This is a genomic window from Turicibacter sp. HGF1 (genome assembly GCF_000191865.1).
Taxonomy (GTDB): Bacteria; Bacillota_I; Bacilli_A; order MOL361; family Turicibacteraceae; genus Turicibacter; species Turicibacter sanguinis.
This window is the reverse complement of the sequence record NZ_AEXQ01000025.1, coordinates 1-20,969: the sequence shown is the minus strand read 5'-3', so window position 1 is coordinate 20,969 and position 20,969 is coordinate 1. Positions and strand designations below refer to the sequence as shown.

At 33.8% G+C, this 20,969-nt stretch carries 28 protein-coding genes; 13 read left to right on the top strand and 15 right to left on the bottom strand.

Translation table 11 applies throughout. From position 1 onward, the window contains the following. The 3 genes from HMPREF9402_RS02770 to HMPREF9402_RS02760 all read left to right on the top strand — a co-directional run. Window positions 1–737: spore coat associated protein CotJA (locus HMPREF9402_RS02770; protein WP_139058172.1), on the top strand; the 737-nt coding region annotated here is incomplete at its 5' end. Then, complete coding sequence (locus HMPREF9402_RS02765; RefSeq protein ID WP_006784753.1) at window positions 730–978, top strand: spore coat protein CotJB; 249 nt, start codon at window positions 730–732, stop codon at window positions 976–978. The genes HMPREF9402_RS02770 and HMPREF9402_RS02765, both read left to right, overlap by 8 nt. Before the next feature lie 14 nt (window positions 979–992). Then, window positions 993–1,583 (top strand): manganese catalase family protein, encoded by a 591-nt coding sequence (locus HMPREF9402_RS02760; protein ID WP_006784752.1) that lies wholly within the window; start codon window positions 993–995, stop codon window positions 1,581–1,583. Window positions 1,584–1,754: 171 nt separating this feature from the next. On the opposite strand, the gene HMPREF9402_RS02755 is transcribed toward HMPREF9402_RS02760, so the two are convergent. Both HMPREF9402_RS02755 and HMPREF9402_RS02750 read right to left on the bottom strand, forming a co-directional pair. Then, a complete protein-coding gene (locus HMPREF9402_RS02755) occupies window positions 1,755–3,410 on the bottom strand; it encodes a SulP family inorganic anion transporter (RefSeq protein WP_006784751.1) in 1,656 nt (551 codons plus the stop codon). Between the two features lie 183 nt (window positions 3,411–3,593). Then, on the bottom strand, window positions 3,594–5,210 hold the full coding sequence (locus HMPREF9402_RS02750; RefSeq protein ID WP_006784750.1) for a DEAD/DEAH box helicase: 1,617 nt from the start codon (window positions 5,208–5,210) through the stop codon (window positions 3,594–3,596). A gap of 385 nt (window positions 5,211–5,595) precedes the next feature. Here HMPREF9402_RS02750 and HMPREF9402_RS02745 point away from each other — a divergent pair, with 385 nt between their 5' ends. Continuing rightward, window positions 5,596–7,179, top strand: a complete 1,584-nt coding sequence (locus HMPREF9402_RS02745) for an ABC-F family ATP-binding cassette domain-containing protein (RefSeq protein WP_006784749.1) — start codon at window positions 5,596–5,598, stop codon at window positions 7,177–7,179. Window positions 7,180–7,307: 128 nt separating this feature from the next. On the opposite strand, the gene HMPREF9402_RS02740 is transcribed toward HMPREF9402_RS02745, so the two are convergent. Beyond that, window positions 7,308–8,072: an endonuclease/exonuclease/phosphatase family protein gene (locus HMPREF9402_RS02740; protein ID WP_009606401.1), complete on the bottom strand. Its 765-nt coding sequence runs from the start codon at window positions 8,070–8,072 to the stop codon at window positions 7,308–7,310. A gap of 218 nt (window positions 8,073–8,290) precedes the next feature. Between HMPREF9402_RS02740 and HMPREF9402_RS02735 the strand changes: the two genes are divergently transcribed. The 3 genes from HMPREF9402_RS02735 to HMPREF9402_RS02725 all read left to right on the top strand — a co-directional run bounded on the left by HMPREF9402_RS02735 (window position 8,291) and on the right by HMPREF9402_RS02725 (window position 10,600). After that, window positions 8,291–8,725 (top strand): GNAT family N-acetyltransferase, encoded by a 435-nt coding sequence (locus HMPREF9402_RS02735; RefSeq protein ID WP_006784747.1) that lies wholly within the window; start codon window positions 8,291–8,293, stop codon window positions 8,723–8,725. A 185-nt stretch (window positions 8,726–8,910) separates the two neighbouring features. After that, entirely contained in the window at window positions 8,911–9,867 is a 957-nt protein-coding gene (locus HMPREF9402_RS02730) for an N-acetylglucosamine kinase (protein ID WP_006784746.1), read from the top strand. Window positions 9,868–10,225: 358 nt separating this feature from the next. Beyond that, window positions 10,226–10,600 carry a DUF4825 domain-containing protein gene (locus HMPREF9402_RS02725; protein ID WP_006784745.1) on the top strand — a complete coding sequence of 125 codons (375 nt, stop codon included), beginning with the start codon at window positions 10,226–10,228 and terminating at the stop codon, window positions 10,598–10,600. Between the two features lie 6 nt (window positions 10,601–10,606). Here HMPREF9402_RS02725 and HMPREF9402_RS02720 read toward each other — a convergent pair whose 3' ends face one another. From HMPREF9402_RS02720 to HMPREF9402_RS02710, 4 genes are all read right to left on the bottom strand, one after another. After that, on the bottom strand, window positions 10,607–11,533 hold the full coding sequence (locus HMPREF9402_RS02720; RefSeq protein WP_009606403.1) for a CPBP family intramembrane glutamic endopeptidase: 927 nt from the start codon (window positions 11,531–11,533) through the stop codon (window positions 10,607–10,609). 16 nt (window positions 11,534–11,549) lie between these two features. Beyond that, window positions 11,550–11,693, bottom strand: a complete 144-nt coding sequence (locus HMPREF9402_RS14440) for a hypothetical protein (RefSeq protein ID WP_009606408.1) — start codon at window positions 11,691–11,693, stop codon at window positions 11,550–11,552. A 2-nt stretch (window positions 11,694–11,695) separates the two neighbouring features. Then, window positions 11,696–12,010 carry a YbjQ family protein gene (locus tag HMPREF9402_RS02715; RefSeq protein ID WP_006784743.1) on the bottom strand — a complete coding sequence of 105 codons (315 nt, stop codon included), beginning with the start codon at window positions 12,008–12,010 and terminating at the stop codon, window positions 11,696–11,698. 114 nt (window positions 12,011–12,124) lie between these two features. Next, window positions 12,125–12,388 (bottom strand): hypothetical protein, encoded by a 264-nt coding sequence (locus tag HMPREF9402_RS02710; RefSeq protein ID WP_009606399.1) that lies wholly within the window; start codon window positions 12,386–12,388, stop codon window positions 12,125–12,127. 115 nt (window positions 12,389–12,503) lie between these two features. Here HMPREF9402_RS02710 and HMPREF9402_RS02705 point away from each other — a divergent pair, with 115 nt between their 5' ends. From HMPREF9402_RS02705 to HMPREF9402_RS02700, 3 genes are all read left to right on the top strand, one after another. Next, window positions 12,504–13,409 (top strand): AraC family transcriptional regulator, encoded by a 906-nt coding sequence (locus HMPREF9402_RS02705; protein ID WP_009606407.1) that lies wholly within the window; start codon window positions 12,504–12,506, stop codon window positions 13,407–13,409. A gap of 31 nt (window positions 13,410–13,440) precedes the next feature. Further along, the gene (locus HMPREF9402_RS15005; protein ID WP_083809694.1) at window positions 13,441–13,650 is read left to right on the top strand and encodes a winged helix-turn-helix transcriptional regulator; all 210 of its coding nucleotides are present in this window, start codon (window positions 13,441–13,443) and stop codon (window positions 13,648–13,650) included. Between the two features lie 85 nt (window positions 13,651–13,735). Continuing rightward, window positions 13,736–13,918 (top strand): (2Fe-2S)-binding protein, encoded by a 183-nt coding sequence (locus HMPREF9402_RS02700; RefSeq protein WP_006784740.1) that lies wholly within the window; start codon window positions 13,736–13,738, stop codon window positions 13,916–13,918. 33 nt (window positions 13,919–13,951) lie between these two features. Here the strand turns inward: HMPREF9402_RS02700 and HMPREF9402_RS02695 are convergent, their stop codons facing one another. The 5 genes from HMPREF9402_RS02695 to HMPREF9402_RS02675 all read right to left on the bottom strand — a co-directional run bounded on the left by HMPREF9402_RS02695 (window position 13,952) and on the right by HMPREF9402_RS02675 (window position 16,215). Next, window positions 13,952–14,482, bottom strand: coding sequence for a hypothetical protein (locus HMPREF9402_RS02695; protein ID WP_009606394.1), 531 nt, complete (start codon window positions 14,480–14,482; stop codon window positions 13,952–13,954). Window positions 14,483–14,495: 13 nt separating this feature from the next. Further along, a complete protein-coding gene (locus tag HMPREF9402_RS02690) occupies window positions 14,496–14,858 on the bottom strand; it encodes a zinc ribbon domain-containing protein (protein WP_009606405.1) in 363 nt (120 codons plus the stop codon). Beyond that, window positions 14,855–15,136 carry a hypothetical protein gene (locus HMPREF9402_RS02685; protein ID WP_229040198.1) on the bottom strand — a complete coding sequence of 94 codons (282 nt, stop codon included), beginning with the start codon at window positions 15,134–15,136 and terminating at the stop codon, window positions 14,855–14,857. The genes HMPREF9402_RS02690 and HMPREF9402_RS02685 overlap by 4 nt, the downstream gene beginning before the upstream one ends. Window positions 15,137–15,139: 3 nt before the next feature. Continuing rightward, on the bottom strand, window positions 15,140–15,667 hold the full coding sequence (locus tag HMPREF9402_RS02680; protein WP_237701271.1) for a sigma-70 family RNA polymerase sigma factor: 528 nt from the start codon (window positions 15,665–15,667) through the stop codon (window positions 15,140–15,142). 233 nt (window positions 15,668–15,900) lie between these two features. Then, window positions 15,901–16,215, bottom strand: a complete 315-nt coding sequence (locus tag HMPREF9402_RS02675; protein ID WP_009606404.1) for a heavy metal-binding domain-containing protein — start codon at window positions 16,213–16,215, stop codon at window positions 15,901–15,903. A 252-nt stretch (window positions 16,216–16,467) separates the two neighbouring features. Here HMPREF9402_RS02675 and HMPREF9402_RS02670 point away from each other — a divergent pair, with 252 nt between their 5' ends. Then, complete coding sequence (locus HMPREF9402_RS02670) at window positions 16,468–17,193, top strand: YebC/PmpR family DNA-binding transcriptional regulator (RefSeq protein WP_006784734.1); 726 nt, start codon at window positions 16,468–16,470, stop codon at window positions 17,191–17,193. Between the two features lie 684 nt (window positions 17,194–17,877). Continuing rightward, window positions 17,878–18,258 (top strand): hypothetical protein, encoded by a 381-nt coding sequence (locus tag HMPREF9402_RS02665; RefSeq protein WP_009606406.1) that lies wholly within the window; start codon window positions 17,878–17,880, stop codon window positions 18,256–18,258. 434 nt (window positions 18,259–18,692) lie between these two features. Here the strand turns inward: HMPREF9402_RS02665 and HMPREF9402_RS02660 are convergent, their stop codons facing one another. The 3 genes from HMPREF9402_RS02660 to HMPREF9402_RS02650 all read right to left on the bottom strand — a co-directional run bounded on the left by HMPREF9402_RS02660 (window position 18,693) and on the right by HMPREF9402_RS02650 (window position 20,073). Further along, entirely contained in the window at window positions 18,693–18,878 is a 186-nt protein-coding gene (locus HMPREF9402_RS02660; protein WP_009606391.1) for a hypothetical protein, read from the bottom strand. 673 nt (window positions 18,879–19,551) lie between these two features. Further along, window positions 19,552–19,761 (bottom strand): zinc ribbon domain-containing protein, encoded by a 210-nt coding sequence (locus HMPREF9402_RS02655; protein ID WP_006784732.1) that lies wholly within the window; start codon window positions 19,759–19,761, stop codon window positions 19,552–19,554. A gap of 33 nt (window positions 19,762–19,794) precedes the next feature. Then, window positions 19,795–20,073 carry a hypothetical protein gene (locus tag HMPREF9402_RS02650; RefSeq protein WP_009606395.1) on the bottom strand — a complete coding sequence of 93 codons (279 nt, stop codon included), beginning with the start codon at window positions 20,071–20,073 and terminating at the stop codon, window positions 19,795–19,797. A gap of 338 nt (window positions 20,074–20,411) precedes the next feature. Here HMPREF9402_RS02650 and HMPREF9402_RS02645 point away from each other — a divergent pair, with 338 nt between their 5' ends. Then, the gene (locus tag HMPREF9402_RS02645) at window positions 20,412–20,951 is read left to right on the top strand and encodes a VanZ family protein (RefSeq protein ID WP_006784730.1); all 540 of its coding nucleotides are present in this window, start codon (window positions 20,412–20,414) and stop codon (window positions 20,949–20,951) included. Window positions 20,952–20,969 lie beyond the last annotated feature (18 nt).

The following is a 20,969-nucleotide window of genomic DNA, read 5'->3' as shown; positions in this document are numbered from 1 at the left end:
TTGTGTCTCAGCCTGCTATGATGCAACAGCCTATGATGACTCCCCAAGCTACGGTTCAACAAGCTGTGACTCAACCAAATATGGTTGATAATACCCTTAGTTACGACCAAAATATGACTCAACCTAACTATCAAAATGCAATGATTTCTACACAATCAATGCCTCTTGCTAGTTATCCAGCATACGGTACTGCTTCTATTTATAGTAGCCAAGTTGGAATGCCAACTAATCAACTTGTAACAACACAAACGACTCAATCAGTTCCAGTTGCACAGAATCAATCTACGACTACCCATCATAAAAAAACAACTTATGTTGAAACTTATGCGCAACCATGTACAAACCAAGAACCTGTAAGTAATCAAATAACAACAACCAAAACGACAACTGAGAAATATCCACTAACCGGTAATATGGTTTATAGCGTTCAACAACAACCAAAAGGTTCAACTATGCAAGACTATAACTTATACTTGCTAGAAAAAGAATACTATGGTGATGATACCGATCAACCTGTGTATACTAAAACACAATCTTATCGAGATGGTCGTGCTGATGGATCACCACTCATCTCTTGCGATAATATTCCACTCGCAACTAGTTGTGTTAAAATGCAATCTTATCAAAATTTAAATGATTCTACTAATACACTTCAACAAGGAACTGCCTTTGCAGATTTATACATGCCTTACACTCCTAGAAAAGTTCCTGTAAGAGGAGGTAACCGCTATGAATAAAAACGAACTACTACGTAACATCCAAGCAATCAGTTTAGTTGCAGTAGATTTAAGACTTTTTCTCGATACACATCCAGGCAATCAAAAAGCACTAGCTGATTACAAAAATGCTACTGCTCAATATCAATCATTAAAAGATCAATACGAAAAAGAATATGGTCCACTCCTTAATTTCGGTCACAGTGATTTAACAGGAAAGTATAATTGGATAGATGAACCATGGCCATGGAAAAATAAATAAGGGGGACATATTAAATGTGGGTATATGAAAAAAGATTACAAATTCCAGTGGATATAAAAAAACGTGATTTAAAAATGGCTAAAGATATTTATGATGCCCTAGGAGGTGCTGATGGAGAATTAACTGCTTCAATGGAATATCTTCATCAACGTTATACAATGCCAACAGGACAATCAATTGCAACTTTAACCGATATTGGTACCGAAGAATTAGCTCATCTTGAAATTGTGGCCTCTTTAATTTATCAGTTAACAGATGGTGCAAGTATTGAGGAAATTAAAGCTGCTGGTCTTGATACTAGCTATGCAGGACGAGGAACAGGGATTTTCCTAGCTGATCCAAATGGCGTTCCATGGAATGCAGGTTATGTCGCACTTAAAGCTGATCCAGTAGCAGATTTAACAGCTGATATGGCGGCTGAACAAAAAGCAAGAGCAAGTTATGAACATTTACTTGATTTAGCTACAGACGAAGATGTTCGTCAGGTACTAAGTTATTTAAGAGAACGAGAAGTTGTTCATTTCCAACGTTTTGGAGAAACATTAATGAATGTTCAAAATCATTTTGAACATGACCGTTATTTCTTTATGAATGATCAAGATTAACCTTTTCCTAGGTAATAAAAAAAAGCTTCCATCTAGGAAGCTTTTTTATTTTGTGATGAACTGAGACATATTTCTTTTATAAAATACCATTAAAAACTTAAGAAATTACGACAATATTCCTTAAGTTTTTCTTAACATAAAAAGGCCCCCAAAGAGAGGGACCTTTTTTTACTAAGCAATCAGTTGTTTTGCTCTTGTAATCGCATCTTCAAATCCGCGGCAAACATTTGCGCGACCGATGTGTTTGACTAAACCAACACGTTTGATAACTTGATATGGTCGATCTGCGACTTCAGACAAGACTAAAACCGTATTTGAACGTTCACAATTATCATATAATAAATCTAATGCATGAACAGCTGTAGCATCAATAACAGGTACATTTCGCAATCTTATAATTAATACTTTAGATGGCCCCTGTAACGACTGAATTGAATCTAAAAATTTATCAGCAGCTCCAAAGAAAAATGGGCCATTAATTTCATAAACTAAAATTTCATCTGATAATACCTCTTTTAATTCATCATCTAACAATTCACTGTCTTCATGATCATCCATTAAATCTAATCCATAAACATCCGTTACATCTGTCATACGTTTTAAGAATAAGAATGATGATAAAACCATCCCAACACTAATAGCAAGTGTTAAATCAAATAATACTGTTAAAAAGAAGGTCGTTAATAAAACTGCGACATCACTTTTTGGTGCATGCAATAATTTTTTAAACATACGCCACTCACTCATATTATAAGAAACCATAATTAAAATTGCAGCTAACGTAGCTAATGGAATTAACTTTACTAACGGCATTAACACTAATAAAATAAATAATAATGTTAACGCATGAATAATTCCAGCAATTGGAGTACGTCCTCCATTTTTAATGTTTGCAACTGTTCGTGCGATTGCCCCCGTTGCAGGCATTCCACCAAATAATCCTGATGCAATATTAGCAATCCCTTCTGCTACTAATTCCATATTTGATCGATGTTTACTCCCAATCATACCATCCGATACAACAGCTGATAATAATGATTCCATCGAACATAAAAATGCAATCGTAAATGCCGGTGCTAATAAAACTTGAATCTTAGCCCATGTAAAGTGAGGAATTGATGGCATTGGAAATGAAGAAGATAAATTTGCATACTGACTTCCGATAGTTTGCACATCTAACTTTAAGACAGATACCAGAAATGTTGTTACAACGATCGCAATTAAAGACCCTGGAATCTTTTTATTAATTTTAGGCCAAATAATTAAAATAGCTAAAGCTAACGAACCTATAATAAATGGTAACAACCTTGCTTTATCAAATGACTCAAAATAATAAATCCATTTCTCAATAAATTCTGTTGGCACAGTCCCGATATTCATTCCAAAGAAATCTTTAATCTGTGAACTAAAAATGGTAACTGCAATTCCACTTGTAAATCCTACCGTAATTGGATACGGGATATACTTAATCATACTACCTAATTTACAGAGTCCAAATAAAATCAATATAATTCCAGCTAAAATCGTAGTAATCAATAACCCCTCAGTTCCATGAGTAGCTACGACTCCATAAACCACCACCATGAACGTAGCACTCGGTCCCCCGATTTGGACACGACTACCTCCAAGTAAAGAAATAAAAAAACCAGCAATAATAGCAGTATATAACCCTTGTTCAGGTGAAACCCCCGAAGAAATTGCTAATGCAATTGAGAGTGGTAAAGCAATAATAGCAACAATTAATCCAGCTATTACGTCTTTAATAAACTGCTCCTTATTATAAGTTTTCATAACAGATAATAATTTAGGTTTTAGTCTTGTTGACACGGTAAAAATATCTCCCTTCCAATTCTCACATCTGGTACAATATATTTATTTTAACACCACAGCTCTTGTAGCGATAGGAAAAAATTAGTTATTTTGTTAATACTATTTCATAGAATTTAAAAACAGGAAAAAGCCTCCATAAAGATTATGAAGGCTTTTTTTATATAACATCAACGCTACTAATTAGCGATCTTTAGGCATTGCCGCACCAGGAGCTGTTTTTTCAGCACGAATTGGTTTACCATTAATTAATTTTGAGTTTAATTTACGGATAATGTTATTAGCGTGTGCTTTATCAACATTAATGAATGTGAATTTTTTATAAACGTCGATATCTCCGATTGCACGTGCAGGAATATCAGACTTTTTAGTTAACATTCCAACGAAGTCTTTAGCCTTAACTTTTTGCTTAGAACCAACGTTTACGAATAAACGAACTTCGTTTTTACGCATTCCTTTAGCTTTTGGATTACCTGCTGTAACTTCTTCGATATGAGCATATTTCTTAGTGCTTTGACCAATTTTCATTTGTAATAAACCAGCCGCAACTTGTTCAATTGTGAATCCTTTTTCTAAGATTGCAGCGATTAATTCGTTTTCTTTAGAGAAATCTTTTCCTTCTAAATTAGCAACGATTTCGTCAATAACATTAGTAGATTTTTTCGCTTGAATTTCTTCTACTGATGGAATTGGCATTTTAGACATTTTTGTTTTTGTGTAATCTTCAATACGACGGATACGGAACATATCTTTTCCGAATACAAACGTAATTGATAATCCAGTCATCCCCGCACGACCAGTACGTCCGATACGGTGAACATAGTTTTCTTCATTTAATGGGATATCGTAGTTGAATACTGCTTCAACGTTACTTACGTCGATACCACGAGCAGCGATATCAGTTGCAACTAAGATATTAACATTTTTACGACGGAAGCTGTTCATAACGCGGTCACGTTGAGCTTGTTTTAAGTCTCCGTGTAACCCTTCAGTTACGTAACCTTCTTCTTGTAATTTAGAAACTAATTCATCAACTTCACGTTTAGTATTAGTGAAGACGATAGAAGAAGTTAATCCCATCATATCGATACAACGAATCATCGCTTGAACACGGTCTTGGCGTTTAACTTCAACGTAGTATTGATCGATTTTTTTGTTTGATAATTCTTCTGAAACGACTTTAACCACTTCAGGATTTTTTTGATAAGTTTTAGCAATGTTCATGATTTCACGAGCCATTGTCGCTGAGAACATAACTGTTTGACGAGATTCAGGTGTTTTTTCTAAGATTTCTTCGATATCATCTTTGAATCCCATGTTTAACATTTCATCAGCTTCATCTAAAACTAACATTTTTAAGTTTTCTAGTTTTAAAGTGCCGCGGCGCATGTGGTCCATAACTCGTCCTGGAGTTCCGACAACGATTTGAACACCTTTTTTAAGTGCGCGGATTTGAGGATCATATGATTGTCCTCCATAAATTGATAAAATGTGAACATCACGGTTGTTACGTGAGAATTTTTTAGATTCTTCATGAACCTGTACCGCTAACTCACGAGTTGGACATAATACTAATGCCTGAACATTTTTATTTTTAGGATCAATTTTTTCAAGGATTGGTAACATAAATGCTGCCGTTTTCCCTGTTCCTGTTTGTGCTTGTCCGATAATATCTTTTCCAGCTAATACTACTGGGATTGCTTCTGCTTGGATTGGTGATGGTTTAACGTACCCGATCTCCTCAATTGCTTTTAATGTTGATGGTGATAAAGCAAGATCTTTAAATGTAATTTCTGTCATTCTTTGCTTCCTTTCTATTTAAACACAAAAAAAACGTAAATGAGCAGACGAACATCACTTACGATAGTGTCATGTTTACGAAGTGTCAATAAATTATACACTATTTTAAACCCCTTTGCAACCTAACACGTCGAATGATATCGTTTCCTAGCTAATATTCTGTGCTTATTCTCTCTTTATTTTTTTAACGTAACTACAATCTTATTTAGTATGGACCAATTACCTGATTTATTTTCATCAGAACATAAATAAAAACAAAAATCTTAACCATTTAATAATTCCAAAACAATGCTCCTATCAAGGATTGTATCTTATTAATCACATGTGACATCTATCAAAAATGTGATATAATGTTTCAAGATAAATTACACGGAGGTGTTTTAGCATGCTTACAGTATCAAACGTTGGTTTACGATATGGTGATAAAAAATTATTTGAAGAAGTTAACTTAAAATTCACTCCAGGAAATTGCTACGGAGTAATCGGTGCAAACGGAGCTGGAAAATCTACGTTTTTAAAAATTTTAGCGGGTGAAATCGAACCTAATACAGGTCATGTAAGTTACCCAAAAGATATTCGTATGTCAGTTTTAAAACAGGATCATTATCAATACGATGAATTACCAGTTTTAGAAACAGTAATTCGTGGTAATGAACGCCTATTTGAAATTACTCAACAAAAAAATGCGTTATATATGAAAGAAGATTTCTCTGAAGAAGATGGAATTTTAGCAGCTGAACTTGAAGGTGAATTTGCTGACTTAAACGGGTGGGAAGCAGAATCAGATGCTGCCTCTTTATTACAAGGTTTAGGTGTTCCAACAGAATTACATGATAAATTAATGAAAGAATTAACAGGGGCTGAAAAAGTCAAAGTATTATTAGCTCAAGCATTATTCGGAAACCCTGGAATCTTAGTACTCGATGAGCCTACCAACCACTTAGATATTCAATCAATTAACTGGTTAGAAGAATTCTTAATCAACTTCGAGGGAACAGTTATCGTTGTATCCCATGACCGTCACTTCTTAAATAAAGTGTGTACTCATATTTGTGACGTTGACTTTGGGAAAATCAAATTATTCGTTGGTAACTATGATTTCTGGTATGAATCAAGCCAATTATTAAATCGTATGGCTAAAGAACAAAATAAGAAAAAAGAAGAACAAATCAAAGAATTACAAGAATTCATTGCACGTTTCTCTGCTAATGCTTCTAAATCTAAACAAGCGACATCTCGTAAAAAATTATTAGATAAGATTACATTAGATGACCTTGAACCATCAAGTCGTCGTTATCCATACGTTGGATTCAAACCAGAACGTGAAGTTGGGAATGACATTTTATTCGTTGAAGGATTAACAAAAACAATCGATGGAGTTAAAGTTTTAGATAACGTAAGCTTCATGGTTAATAAAGATGACAAAATTGCATTTATCGGTGATGAAATTGCCGTTACAACATTATTCAAAATCTTAAACGGTGAAATGGAACCAGACAGTGGAAAATTCAAATTTGGTGTGACAATCAAAACAGCTTATTTCCCTAAAGACAACTCAGAATTCTTTAATGGATCTGACTTATCATTAGTTGACTGGCTACGTCAATATTCTGATGACCAAACAGAAAGCTATGTTCGCGGATTCTTAGGACGTATGTTATTCTCTGGTGAAGAAGCCCTTAAAAAAGCTTCAGTATTATCAGGGGGAGAAAAAGTACGCTGTATGTTATCACGCATGATGTTAACAAATGCTAACTTATTAATGCTTGATCAACCTACAAACCACTTAGACCTTGAATCAATCACAGCGGTTAATAATGGATTAAAAGACTTCTCAAGCAACGTCTTATTCGCATCACATGACCACCAATTTATTCAAACAATCGCTAACCGCATCATCGACATCAAAGAAGACGGAACAATCGTTGACAAACAAACAACATACGATGAATATTTAGCATTAGCATAAAAAACTAAGTGTTACACTTAATCTTCCAAATCCCATGTACAAAATGTACATGGGATTTTTTTCTTTTCAACATTAATTTCTAGACGTTAAAAGGGGCTATTTCATTATAGCCCCCCTTAAAATTATCTTTATTTAAATGTTACCCTCACCATCACTGGATAATGGTCTGACAAATAAACACCATCAAAACAGTCTGCCCAAGCAACAGCTTTAGAGGCATTTACACTTTTAGTCGCAAAGATATAGTCAATTTTAATCTTTATTTTTCCATAGTCATGGAAGGTATAATCTAATTTATCAGTCAAATCATTCAATTCGATTATCTCATTATTGACGATAGCTTTAATTTCTTCGTCTTGTGGTTCAGAGTTCATATCTCCCATGATTAGGGTTGGCAGCGAGATATTTTGTTCACGTAAGTGTAAATCATTTAATAGTTGCTCACTACTTTGTACTCTTATGCTTGATTGCATGTGATCATAATGCGTGTTATATACACGGAAAATCTGATTTGTGAGTTGATTTTTAAACACGGCTACATTGCAAGGTCTTGCCAATGTCATCATCTCTTTTTTACTCCCTGGCTTATAGGGAGTATCAGAAAACCAAAAAATATCTAAACTCATTAAATCAAGTTTATTTTTATTGTAAGCAATCATCACCATTTCCCCACTCATCTGCTCATCTCGACCGCATCCAACAAAAACATAATCCGTTAACTGTCGTTTTAAATCCCTCAAACTAATTTCAGTTAACTCTTGAAATCCAATCAGATCCGGAGCTTCACTTTTAATTTTATGGACCACATGAGAAACACGATTTTCCCATACATTAAGTCCATCATCTACTGTAATTCTTAAATTAAATGTTACAATTTTCAATTCATTATCCATGATTATCCCCCACATTTTTATAAGTTCAAGTTTCCCCCTTATCATACTCTCCTCCCCTGTTTCTATCAATGAACTATTTATAGGATTTTATTGATTTTTATAGTTCATTTAACCATCATATTTTTAGAGATTTTGCCTTAATTCGCTTCACTGTATAAAATTTTTAATACTGCCATATAATGAATTAACAACTGATTACGTTTTATGGGGGAATATTTATGATTACATTGAAGGAGATAACAAAAGATAATTTTTGGGATTGCATTGAATTAACAGTTTCTAAAGATCAAGAAGATTTCGTTACTTCAAATGCGATTTCCATCGCTCAGTCTAAAGTGCAACCAGAATGCATCCCACTTGCCATTTATCATCATGATATCATGGTCGGATTTGTGATGTATTGTCTTGATGTGGATGATAATGAGTATTGGATTTACCGTTTCATGATTGATGAAAAATATCAAAATATGGGATATGGAACACAAGCATTAGAGCAGGTCATAGAACGAATTAAAGAAGATAAGACTCATCATAATATTTTCGTTGGAGCTCATCGTGACGGTGAAGTTGCAATTAACCTTTATAAAAATTTTGGTTTTGAATTTAATGGCCAAATCTTTGGTCATGAGCATGTGATGGTTTTAACTTACTAATGACGATTGCCTCCATAAATCCTTACCACTATCCAAAGAGAGAAGATAAATGATCTTCTCTCTTTGGATTTTTTTAATTGTGGATAATCACAAAATATCCTATATTCATCAAAAGAAAAACTATATAGTAAAAATTCATTCTCTCTTATACTAGTTCTGTAAACGATTTATAGGAGGGGTAACTGATGTATTACATGGGGATTGATGGTGGTGGAACAAAAACAAGATATGTGATTGCCAATCAAGAGATGGATGTCTTAGTGGATTTTGAAAGTGAGACGATACATATTCATCAAATTGGGGCGGATGAACTAAGAAATCGTCTTGAATCTCATATTAAACTAGCTTGTAGCAAAATTGATATCCAACCAACGGATTTAAACTTTGTCTTTATTGGGGTTCCAGGTTATGGAGAAAGTCAAGCAGATAAAGAAGTCATTGATGATATCTTAGCAGAAGTAATGCAAGAGATTCCCTATCAAGTGGATAATGATGGCGTTGTGGGATGGGCAGCAGGATGCGGGTGTCAGCCTGGAATCAACATTGTAGCGGGAACCGGTAGTATCGCAAATGGTCGAAATAAGGAAGGCCTCTCTCTTCGGTGTGGAGGTTTTGGTCCAAATATCGGAGATGATGGAAGTGCACACTGGATTGGACTTCGTGTCATTAATGAGTATACGAAACAAAAAGACGGGCGCCATGAAAAGACATGTTTAGTCGATATCATTGAAGAAGCTTATGACATTACCTATTTATACGAAATTGTGGATATCGTCTTTAATCGACTTAAACTTTCAAGGCCTGACATTGCAAAATTCTCAGCAATTGGGGCAAAAGCCGCCCAAAGCGGATGCATCGCCTGTCAAAATCTATTCCACCAAGCGGCACATGAACTTGCCTTACACATCAAAACATTAGCTAAACAATTGAATTTAACGGATTCATTTGCCGTCTCATATTCAGGTGGAGTTTTCAAATCAGGCGATACTATCTTAGTACCACTCGCTAACGAATTACAAAACTTAGATTGCAAGATTCAAGCACCGCTTCTAGAACCTTGTCTTGGGGCTGTCTTACTTGCTTATCAACTTGAAGGTAATAATGTGACAGATGAATTAATTCAAAAACTACAAGCACACTAAAAGAGGTGGAGAAATCTCCATCCCTTTTAACGTTTAAAGAAATATTCTTCCTGCTCCTCAAGCTCTTTATCCGAATTTTGACGCCATTTTCCTCTTTAACCCCACGTATTAATCCTTACGAAAGAGTTTCACCTACTTTGAAAATTCCATCCTTTCATTTAATGCAGGTCTCCTACGGCAACATTTATGATACTCGTCCACTAGAAGAGAGCTCTCTTAAAAAGTAAGATCATCCCTCAACTACTAGGAAATTCGATAAAAGTTTTCAAATAAGGACCTTATGCATGTTATCATAATGATATGAGGGATTAATGCTGTTTTTTTGCGCAGTAATCACTAAGAAAGGAAAGTGATCAATATGAAACGAATGATTTTATTCATTTGTTTATTAACTCTAGTGGGGTGTGGAAAGTCTGATAGCTTATTAAATTATAAAAATTCTTATATTGGGGATAACTCAGCGGTTGGAAATATTCTAAGTTTATTACCTGTAAATCTTCAAGATTATACATTTAGTCTGCAAACCGCATCAGAGCCTTATGAATTAACAGTCAATTATTCTAATACTAAACTTACAAACGATGATTTAAATTATAGTGCTGATATATTATTTACACTGATTCAAAATGTTGAAATCATTCATTTTGAATCAGAAAATTCATCATCAACTTTCTTACGCCCATCTGATGAATTCTTACAAAAAATAGAAAAAGAACTAACTCAAGCGAGTTAGTTCTTTTTAAGTTACAACAGTAACCATAATAATCAATGCGATACTAAATAGTAGGTAAGCGAAAACTCCATGATTAAGCCATACAAGTTGCATTAACTTACTTTCTGGAATCGTTAAATCTCCTTGCACAAGCTCAACTTTTTTACGATTTTTGATGATTAATATCGTTCCAAACGTAATCAAAATAACAACAATAACGCTAGCTATCTGAGCCCTTAACAAGTCGCTTCCATCTCCGATTAACATGGGTAAGATGAGTGAACCCATAGCGTTGACAAACATATGAATTCCTATTGAATATTTAAGTTGATTTGTTTTTAAAACGATGTAGGCCAAAATGATACCGAGTCCAACGGCATAAAATAGTTGTGATAAGTTTCCATGGTAAAAACCGAATGCAATCGCAGTAAAGATAATAGCCACTTTATCTCCATAAATACGTACCCGATCAAGTAGTATTTTCCGAAATAAAAGTTCTTCAATAATTGGCGATAAAACGACAATACATAACAAGCTAAGCCACGGACTTCCAGTTAAAATCACCTGTTGAACGGGATTTACAATGGATTCTGTCTTAAACAATTCTATAAAGCTCAGCAAGAAGGTCGTTAAAAAATTCAAAAGAATCATCACAGCATAAGAAATTAATCCATATTCAACGAGTTGCCATAGTGTTAATCGTTTCTTTTCTTGCGAAACAGCTACCGGTATTTTTTTCATCATACAATAAGCTAATGGAAATCCAATTAAGTAAAAACTGACTGCGATTAAGAAAAAATTAGCCCAATCTGTCATTAATAAGTTTGGATCAACAGCTGACATAAATCCCGCTACAATGAGTTGAACAACATTCACAGATAAAATACTAAAAGTTAGGGCAAATCCAAGACGACTAAAAACTTTTCTAGTCTCAATATAAGAGTAATTCTCCACTACTCCCTCCCCCCTTCTAATAATCCTTATAATTTTTAAATTCTTCTTTCTCTTTTTTTATTTCTCGTCGACGCTCCACTATTTTATAAGCTAGTAATCCTACCACCCCAATGATACAAACTAAGTAAAATCCAAGCACCACACATACGAGAATTTCCATTTTTATTTCACCACCACTGCTGTTCCATAAGCCACCATTTCTGCAGCCCCTGCCATCACAGCTGATGACATTAAACGGACACCAACAATTGCATTAGCGCCTAGACTTTCAGCTTCATCAGCCATGCGACCGAATGCAATTTGACGCGCTTCAATTAACATCTCGTTGTACCCTTTTAATTCTCCTCCAACAATAGTTTTTAATCCCGCTCCAATATCTTTTCCAATATGTTTAGAACGGACAGTGCTCCCCTTTACTAATCCCTTTACTTCAATAATCTCTTTTCCGACAATCGTATCTGTTGTGACAATTAACATACAAATCCCCTCCTATCTACTAAATTATATGGTGAAAATCACTGCCTTATGTCACATCCTAAATGAAAAAAGAGAAATTCCCTTTATTCAGGAAACGTCTCTTCAGATTATCATTTAAAATAATTGATATTCTTCGATAAACTCCAAAATAGAAGCAAGATCTGCTCCAGTATGACAAAATACCTCCACACATTCAATAGCACTGATTGGTGATTCCCATGTTAAATAATTTTGGAGTAAGACATTGCCACGCAAATCATGCAAATCTCCACCAGGAACCTGAATTTTAACTGGTGCCTGGCAACGGTCAACGAGTTCAAAGAAAGCCTCACTGTCTTTAATTCCCTTTAGCATTAAAGCTATATTTACATTATCCATAAAATCCCCTCACTTTTTAATTCACGTTATACTATAATGATAGCGACACTGTGATTTCCAAACAATAACAGTAAAGACCAATCCTATAACAAAAGCGACAAAGGGGAATTATTCCATGCCTATTCAAATATACGACCTAAATCTTGATAAAAAAAATCGCGAACTCGAAGTTCGCGGGACACCGTTATTTCCTTGCGGGGCCTATTTTTCAGATATCATAAGTAATGTAACAGGTGATATTCCCTGGCACTGGCACGATGAATTCGAAGTCATTGTCATTAAGAAAGGTCCAATTAAAATTAGCGTTAGCGGAACTGATTACTTACTTCAAACAGGTGAAGGACTATTTATTAACTCCAATGTTTTACACTCAGTCTATGTCTTTAATGATCAACCTTGTTTATTGAATTCACTCGTATTCCACAAAGAATTAATCTGTGACACAAATGAAAACATCTTTAAACAAAGATATATTCAACCTTTAGCAAATTGCAACGCTCTACCAAGTATCCCACTTTATCCTCATATCAAGTGGCAACGAATTGCAATCGATTGTATTCTTACCGCTTATGAGGCCTACGAATCGGAGAAGTTTGGTTACGAGCTATTTATAAGAAATCAACTCTCACACCTTTTTTATCTTCTTGTCAAACACCATCAAGAAGCACTCCAACAACCTCAAATCGAAAACCAAGAAATAAAGCGTCTGAAAAAAATGCTAAACTTTATTCACGAAAACTACTCCAAAGGAGTCGAAGTAGGACAAATTGCTGCTAGCGCCAACATCAGTATAAGAGAGTGTCAACGATGTTTTCAAAAACACGTCCAAATGTCCCCAATGCAATATCTTTTAAAATACCGTATTTCAGTTTCAGCAGGCCTATTGCTTCAAACGGATGCAACCATTACCGAAATCTGTAACAAAGTCGGATTCGATAGTCCAAGTTACTATACAAAAATCTTTAAACGCTTCATGAATACTTCACCAACTGCTTACCGTAAAAAAACTATAGTAAGATAACTCTTCTAGCTTTTACACATCTCATTCTCCCATCAACCTCAAACCCAACATCACCCATAGTTACCTATCTTCACAACTTAAAGAACTTGAAGCCGACCTAATTATTAAACGAACAGTATACAACGAAACTCCACTAAGAGTTGAATACTCACTCACCGATATCGGACGACAATTCCTTGACGTTATGGAAAATCTGTGTGATTGGGGATTTGATTACATTAACTACACAGCTAATCTTTAAAAGTAAATTCGTTGGTTAATCCTCTTTCATCTATTAAAATAAAGTTATACACAGTTTGATTTTTAATAATAAGGAGAGTCTAATCATGGATTTAAATAAAAAATTATGTTATTGCTTCAATATTACAGTTGGAGATATTAAAGAAGAGATTGAAACAGGATCAACAACATTACAAGAAATTCAAACCGAAACAAAAGCAGGTTTAGCTTGTAAAGGATGTGTTAAACGCGTTCAAGAAACAATTAACTTATTATTAGAAGAAAAATAAAAATGAGGGAGCCACAGCACGGCTTCCTCATTTTTATTTCACGTCTTGTACTCTAATCTCTATATCAAAAGAACCTAATACTTCATTTGCGTTATAGGCAATCACGTAATTTCCTGAATGATCAATAAGGAAACTTGGACTATCTTTTGTTCCAGAAAAACTTGCCTTCATTCCAGCTTCATCAAACATCCCAAAATCTAAAATTCCTTGTTTAATATTGGTACGATAATCAATCGTTACGGTCATGCCTTCTTCTAAATAAGCCTCATACAGAAAGACTTGTTCAGTCGTTGACTCTGAAAATGAATGATGAAGTAATGTTTTTTCAAACCTATTACTATTAAAAACAGGTGATGGGAGTTGCTCAGACGGTACAACGATATCAAAAGGTTGATAATCTATCGGATTTACATTTTCTACAACTGGACTTTCATATGCAATATTGACATTTGAGCTTCGCACTCCCATAAATGTAGCCATTCCAATTAGCGGTAAAATACTAATCAGTAATGAAATAATGACAATCACAATAAAAGTTTTCTTATGCTTTAAAATAATCTTCATCCTAAACTCCCCCTTATTTAATATGTGCCGAACAACTCGGACAATAGTGCCACTCTGACTCGACTGTTCTTCCACAATTTTGACATTTTTCTTTCAACGCTTGACCACAATGAGGACATGTACTAAAATCCTTATTCACCTTCTCATTACAAGTCGGACAAAGATATGAGAAACTACGACTAATCAACAAATAAATAATTAATGGCAACGGAAGTAATATCGGATATACAATCGGAAAAATTGCAAAAATTGCCCAAACAATTGCCAAACGATCACCTCGATCCTTTGCATCTAAATAAATCCACGCGACCTGACCAATTCCAAAACAAACGACTACAAATAAAACAACTGACATTAAAATACTCATCACAATCATATATTTCCACCCTCTCTATACCGAACAATTAACAAAATCAACGAGGCAAACAACACATAAATGCCACCAAGCATTATAAACTCTCGATTAAATCCTATAAATTTAAAAATCAACATTTGTGCAAGCACACAGAAAACTCCCGCTATCATCATCAGGATCTTAAGACGTTTTCTTTGCCTTTGAAGCTTCAACTCATTAGCAACTCGAATAATCTTTAATGTATCAATCTCAGTTATCAAACCTTGAGCCTCTAATTGCTCATCCTTTAAAACATCCATCATCTACCCTCCTAACTTCTTTCTTATCTTTTGAATCGCATTAAAAATTCGCGACTTTGTCGTTCCTGTTGCAACTCCAAATAAATTAGAAATCTCTTCAATACTATAGCCATAATAATGTCTTAAAATAAAACTCATCCGCTGTTCTTCACTCATGTCCTGTAAGGCATTCATCGCTTCCTTAAACTGAACCTGTATTAACGCGTCACACTCACCTTCACTAAACACCGATTGAATAATTTCGTCATCGTAAACAATGCGACTTTGCTTTCTTACCTCGTTTCGATATAAGTTAGTCGCAATTTGAATTAAGTAAGTCAAAAATTTACTTTCTCCACGAAACTTTTCAATATTTAGTGTCGCTTTAAGTAATGTTTCCTGAACTAAATCCTCCGACATTTGAATATCCCCAGTTAATTTAATGAGATAACCATAAACCGTCTTATAATGCATCCCAAACAATATATTTAAGCAGTGCCGATCACCTGAAATCGCCTGTTTCACAAGCTGTTCCTCATCCAACCCTCTCACCTTCTTTCACTAATAAGACACGCGAGTTAAAAAAAAGTTCATAAAAAAAAGAAAAAAGAACACCAAAAGTTCTGTGTTCTTTAACTATAACTTGTTTATTTAATATTTTCTATAATTTTCTAATTGTTCTCTCTCCATTTTCTTCTCTTTCAAACGTTCTGTAATTTTAAAGATTAAAAAAATACCAAACACTAAAAAATTAAGCAAATACCAACCAATAATAAATTTAAGCATTATTTAATCACAACCGCTGTTCCATAAGCGACCATTTCAGCCGCCCCTGCCATCACTGATGATGACATTAAACGCATTCCAACAATCGCATTTGCCCCTTGAGCTTCTGCATCTTCAACCATACGTCCAATCGCAATTTGGCGTGCCTCCGTTAACATCTCATTATATCCAGTTAATTCCCCCCCAACTAGATTTTTAAATGAGGCTCCGATATCTTTACCAATATTTTTTGAACGAACCGTACTTCCACGCACTAAACCTTTTACCTCAATAATTTCTTTCCCTGGGATACTATCTGTTGTCACAATTAACATAGACTATTCCTCCATTATGTTTTCAACTCTTTAATTAGATGATTGTCTAATTATTTAATAGCATTATAGCTCTTTGACCTATAAAAGTCAATAAATAACAGATATTTTTTACAGTGTCGATTTCGACACTATCTGAAAAACTTGAAAAACTAGGAGTTACAGGAGTATAATAAGTAAATGTATAGTTACTTTGCTATTGTAAATAACAACAATAGTCTTTGAATCAAATCTTATTAACAGGAGTGATACCCAATGGGTCGTAAGTGGAATAATATTAAATACGGAAAAGCTGCTAAAGATGCTGCCCGTTCAAAAGTTTTAGCTCGTTTCGGAAAAGAAATTTACATGGCTGCTAAAAATGGAGATCCAGATCCAGAATTAAACCGTAACTTAGCATCAGTTATTGACCGTGCTAAAGTTGCAGGGGTTAACCGTGAAATCATCGACCGCGCTATCAACAAAGCAAAAGGTGGATCAGACGAAAATTACGATTTCATCCGCTATGAAGGATACGGACCAAATGGTGCTGCCGTTATCGTTGATACATTAACTGACAACGTAAACCGTACAGTAGCTGAAGTACGTTCTGCATTTAACAAAAACGGTGGAAAAATCGGAGTAAGTGGTGCCGTAGCATTCATGTTCGAAGCAACAGCATTATTCGGATTCAACGGAAACTCAGCTGATGAAATTTTAGAAGGATTAATGGAAGCAGACGTAGACGTTCGTGACGTTGAAGAAGAAGATGGAGAAATCACAGTATACGCAGACCAAGATCAATTCCATGCCGTACAAACAGCATTAAATGGAATGGGAATCACAGAATTCGAAGCTGCAGAATTAACAATGTTACCAACATCAACAGTAGAATTAGATGGTGATGCATTAGCTAAATTCGAAAAATTAATCGACGTACTAGAAGACTTAGACGATGTACAACAAGTTTACCACAACGTAGAATTACCAGACGAAGAATAATAAAAGGCTAAGAGATGTGCTTAACACTCGTAGAAAGTAAGGAGAGTCCGCCGTGTCGTAAGACACAAGAGGCTCTCGAACTTTACCAGAGTGTTGCATCTCGAAGCTAGATTAAATAAAAAGCTAAGACGAACAGATAACTCCGAATAAAAGTGCTTAGCCACCGAAGTGCTTGAAAGTACAATTGTGGATAAAACTTTATAGAGGAGTTGTTCATCGAAGCTGGATTAAATAAAAGGCTAAAGCTAATACTTTAGCTCTTCAAAAAATGTAAGGGAGTGATAAGTGTCTCGTTTTTAGAGACACTTATCACTCCCTATTTTTTAAAACAAACTAATTCAAAAGGAATTTTTTAGTTAATCTTATACATTTATTCTGAAGAGACAGTGAGCTAAAGCTATATTTCCATCCCTTGTACCAAGCTATCCCTGTGCCTGATTTATGCTTTTATCTTACACTCCACGTACTTTGTACGTGATTTTTTTATGATTGAGTTATTACTCTTTTATACTTAATAGTCAATTGTACATTTCACAGAAATTCATTATTTTAAGTGTATATCACTCCTAATACTCTGCACCCTATTAATGAAAACAACTCATCATCTGTTTAAAGTAAGTACTTTGTAGGATATAATAACAGTATCGAATTCAAAATATGAATTCCTAAAAAGGAGCTCTGAGCATGGAAATTAAAACAAAACATAAGAAATTTAATAGTTTTACAGATTTATATAGCTTTATGATAGATAGTCACTTAGAAGAAATAAGTGTCACAATGAAATATCCTGACGGAACAAAAAGTTCTGGAATTATGCCAATTGACATGGTTTTATCATTCACTTCAATTGAACAAATTAAAACTTTAGATAAAGAGTTAAAAGAATTATCAACTAAATACAATGAAGATTTAGCTAAAGTTCGTGAAATTGCAGAAAACTGTAATGAGCTGAATTATTTCGAAGATGAAGATGGTGAAATTCAAGCTCAATTAGATGCAATCGAAGCAAGCAATGAGCTCAAACAAGCAGTCACTGAATTAGTAAACGAAAAATTACATGGTTAAAAGCACGTGAAAGTTCAAGTTTCCTTTACCCTTTCGTTTTATGAAAGAATGAAGGAAGTAGACTTTATAGAGGGGTTAGTGATCAAAGGTGGATTAAATCCTGTTTATGCTTTGATCTTATATCCTACGATGCCTGAACGTAGTTCTTTATTTTTTAGGCTGTTTTAAGTCATCTTATTGGTAAATAAACCGCTTGGTATCAAAAGTTATTGGCTTTCATTTTTAAGAATTTTATCTGTTTTAAATGACTAGATAGTTAATAACAACATTTTCGTCTAATAGCGCCATTTTTTAACTCAAAAAAAGCACTAGATAAATCTAGTGCTTTTTTCTATTATTTTTTAAAATCCCAAACATCTAATTTTACGTTTTTAGTGCTTCCTACACTCTTAATAGCTTTAACTTTTCCACGAGATGTTAGATAACTCTAATATTTATTGTCTATTTTGATTTTTCTGCTTTGAAGTAATTTTTTTTAATACTAATTCATTGTACTCATTTAGTGGTTTTTTTCTCTCACTCATTGCTTTTTCATTTATTTTAACTAATTTATTATAATCTAACTTATAACCGCTTTTTTGAAGAACTCTAATAAAATAATCATCTAATTGAATAATCATAATATCACATCCTATAAATCAAACTACATAATATTATTTTATCATCACTATATTTTTTGTCTAATTATGTGCTTTTTTCTGTTTTTTACAAGATATATCTAATAAAATGTTTATTTTTAACTGATTTACTCCTAAATAGCCACATAAGATTTTTTAAACAAAAAAATAACATTTCAAATTAGATTGATAAATGCATTCGTATCCTATCGAAACCATTAAAAATATAGATTAAATGTTTATTAACAGAATACTTTAATTTAAAAATGACCATTCAAGTGCTTTTTTCTCACCTCTCACGAACACTTTTAACATTTAATTTTTTTTTAAGATAAAATAGAACTGTAGTCAAAAGAATAACAAATTGACATACGTCCGCTAATTTTTCCAATATTAGATTCTTATATTTATGACTAACCACTTTAAAAACAAAAAAAGAGCTGATTTCCTTCAGTTCTTTTTTGTTTTTTAAATTAATTTACAATAATATAATCTCATCATGAATATAATCGAAACTATCACTTTTTCACACTTATTGCAACAAAAACATTTTATATTTCCTACAAAAAAAAGCACCTCTATGAATGTATAAATTAATCTCAAATTTATCTCAATTCATTTAGGTGTTTTTTCTTATTTTCACATATAAAGGAATACAGAATGAAGGTATTCTTTTTTATCCAAGTAAAAAATCAAAAATATTTTCTAAATCACTCGTTGTTCCTTTATACATCTCAGTATACTTACACTTAGTACATGTAATCGTTGTAAAGCGTTTGTTCTGAACATCAAACATTTTGGAAAGCCCACCACCTGTTGCAGCAAACTCATCCACTTCATAGGAGCGATTTTGACATTTTGGACAAATATAATTTTTAATTTCCATCAGTTAAGAGACTCCTTTTTAAATCTAAGTTTTTTATTTCATTACTTTATCTTGATCCTGAATCTCAACATATCCCTTCATTCCATCAGTTAATTGAACCTTTAGTTGTCCATCATTTGATTCAAAATAAAAACCATATGGTTTACACTCTGGTGAAAATTTAACTATTCCTAAAACCGTTGTATTTAAGTGGTCTAATGTAAAAACATCACCATTTAATAAACTTGCAATAACCTCATCTAATCGATTACGGCAATCAAAACGTTTTGCTTTCTCATCATAAGTTAACTGTACATGAAGATTTGTACCCATCAAATCACTCCTTCCGAAAAATCATTCTTATTGTGCCTAAAATTATCAAAAATAAAACCTATTTTACTTTACTTAATCTCCCAATTAATACTTGTAACCGCGCCGCCAAATTTTAAAATAGGCCCTTTAGTGCATAAAATCGACAAATTATCAAATAATATATCTAGATTCCACTCGGAGTCTCCTCTTTTGCTCTGTGCACGCGAAACCCCCCGTACGTTGGTCGGGGGTTTTTTAATATTCATTAAATCTTCAGAATTTCTTGCGGTTTTCTTCATTTCTGTTTGCTATACTAAATGCATGGTACAGATTTTTTATAAATAAGGAGCGTGCTTTTCATGTTACAAAACATTTTAGATAATATATTCCTAGGAGTCATCCTCCTGATTATCGTTGGTATTATCTACTTACCGTTCTACTTTATCCTACGAAAAAAACAAATCCCTATTCTTAGACAACTTAGCTATTTAGGACTGGCAGGAATCATATTCATCATCCTATTTGCAACTATCCTAATAAGCATAATCGGAAGTGGATTAAACTTTAACCCACCTTATCATCGCCTTAACCTAATTCCATTTAGCTGGCTATTTGATACCTTCACAATGAGCCAGGTCATTTCGAATATAATCATGTTTATCCCCCTTGGATTTTTACTACCAATTGTATTCAAAAAATTTCGTTCTTTTTTTAATACCACACTTTTTGCTTTTGCTTTCTCATTCTTCATTGAATGCTTCCAGTACTTTATTGGGCGTTCATCAGACATTGATGATTTAATTCTAAATACACTTGGAGGCATCATTGGATATGGAATTTTTATTCTTTTTAATAAATGGTTATCAACCCAAAACTGGTGGAAAAACTTACTTCAATAAAAAAAATCGCTAAGACAT

What these genes read in the sequence shown, in the direction of transcription:
- HMPREF9402_RS02660 (WP_009606391.1), bottom strand. Translation starts at nt 18,878, where the DNA reads ATGATTATTCAATTAGATGATTATTTTATTAGAGTTCTTCAAAAAAGC.
- HMPREF9402_RS02695 (WP_009606394.1), bottom strand. Translation starts at nt 14,482, where the DNA reads ATGAAGATTATTTTAAAGCATAAGAAAACTTTTATTGTGATTGTCATT.
- HMPREF9402_RS02665 (WP_009606406.1), top strand. Translation starts at nt 17,878, where the DNA reads ATGGAAATTAAAACAAAACATAAGAAATTTAATAGTTTTACAGATTTA.
- HMPREF9402_RS02735 (WP_006784747.1), top strand. Translation starts at nt 8,291, where the DNA reads ATGATTACATTGAAGGAGATAACAAAAGATAATTTTTGGGATTGCATT.
- HMPREF9402_RS02715 (WP_006784743.1), bottom strand. Translation starts at nt 12,010, where the DNA reads ATGTTAATTGTCACAACAGATACGATTGTCGGAAAAGAGATTATTGAA.
- HMPREF9402_RS02750 (WP_006784750.1), bottom strand. Translation starts at nt 5,210, where the DNA reads ATGACAGAAATTACATTTAAAGATCTTGCTTTATCACCATCAACATTA.
- HMPREF9402_RS02655 (WP_006784732.1), bottom strand. Translation starts at nt 19,761, where the DNA reads ATGGAAATTAAAAATTATATTTGTCCAAAATGTCAAAATCGCTCCTAT.
- HMPREF9402_RS02745 (WP_006784749.1), top strand. Translation starts at nt 5,596, where the DNA reads ATGCTTACAGTATCAAACGTTGGTTTACGATATGGTGATAAAAAATTA.
- HMPREF9402_RS02685 (WP_229040198.1), bottom strand. Translation starts at nt 15,136, where the DNA reads ATGGATGTTTTAAAGGATGAGCAATTAGAGGCTCAAGGTTTGATAACT.
- HMPREF9402_RS02725 (WP_006784745.1), top strand. Translation starts at nt 10,226, where the DNA reads ATGAAACGAATGATTTTATTCATTTGTTTATTAACTCTAGTGGGGTGT.
- HMPREF9402_RS02650 (WP_009606395.1), bottom strand. Translation starts at nt 20,073, where the DNA reads ATGGGTACAAATCTTCATGTACAGTTAACTTATGATGAGAAAGCAAAA.
- HMPREF9402_RS02670 (WP_006784734.1), top strand. Translation starts at nt 16,468, where the DNA reads ATGGGTCGTAAGTGGAATAATATTAAATACGGAAAAGCTGCTAAAGAT.
- HMPREF9402_RS02765 (WP_006784753.1), top strand. Translation starts at nt 730, where the DNA reads ATGAATAAAAACGAACTACTACGTAACATCCAAGCAATCAGTTTAGTT.
- HMPREF9402_RS02690 (WP_009606405.1), bottom strand. Translation starts at nt 14,858, where the DNA reads ATGATTGTGATGAGTATTTTAATGTCAGTTGTTTTATTTGTAGTCGTT.
- HMPREF9402_RS02675 (WP_009606404.1), bottom strand. Translation starts at nt 16,215, where the DNA reads ATGTTAATTGTGACAACAGATAGTATCCCAGGGAAAGAAATTATTGAG.
- HMPREF9402_RS02705 (WP_009606407.1), top strand. Translation starts at nt 12,504, where the DNA reads ATGCCTATTCAAATATACGACCTAAATCTTGATAAAAAAAATCGCGAA.
- HMPREF9402_RS02730 (WP_006784746.1), top strand. Translation starts at nt 8,911, where the DNA reads ATGTATTACATGGGGATTGATGGTGGTGGAACAAAAACAAGATATGTG.
- HMPREF9402_RS02740 (WP_009606401.1), bottom strand. Translation starts at nt 8,072, where the DNA reads ATGGATAATGAATTGAAAATTGTAACATTTAATTTAAGAATTACAGTA.
- HMPREF9402_RS02760 (WP_006784752.1), top strand. Translation starts at nt 993, where the DNA reads ATGTGGGTATATGAAAAAAGATTACAAATTCCAGTGGATATAAAAAAA.
- HMPREF9402_RS02645 (WP_006784730.1), top strand. Translation starts at nt 20,412, where the DNA reads ATGTTACAAAACATTTTAGATAATATATTCCTAGGAGTCATCCTCCTG.
- HMPREF9402_RS02700 (WP_006784740.1), top strand. Translation starts at nt 13,736, where the DNA reads ATGGATTTAAATAAAAAATTATGTTATTGCTTCAATATTACAGTTGGA.
- HMPREF9402_RS14440 (WP_009606408.1), bottom strand. Translation starts at nt 11,693, where the DNA reads ATGGAAATTCTCGTATGTGTGGTGCTTGGATTTTACTTAGTTTGTATC.
- HMPREF9402_RS02710 (WP_009606399.1), bottom strand. Translation starts at nt 12,388, where the DNA reads ATGGATAATGTAAATATAGCTTTAATGCTAAAGGGAATTAAAGACAGT.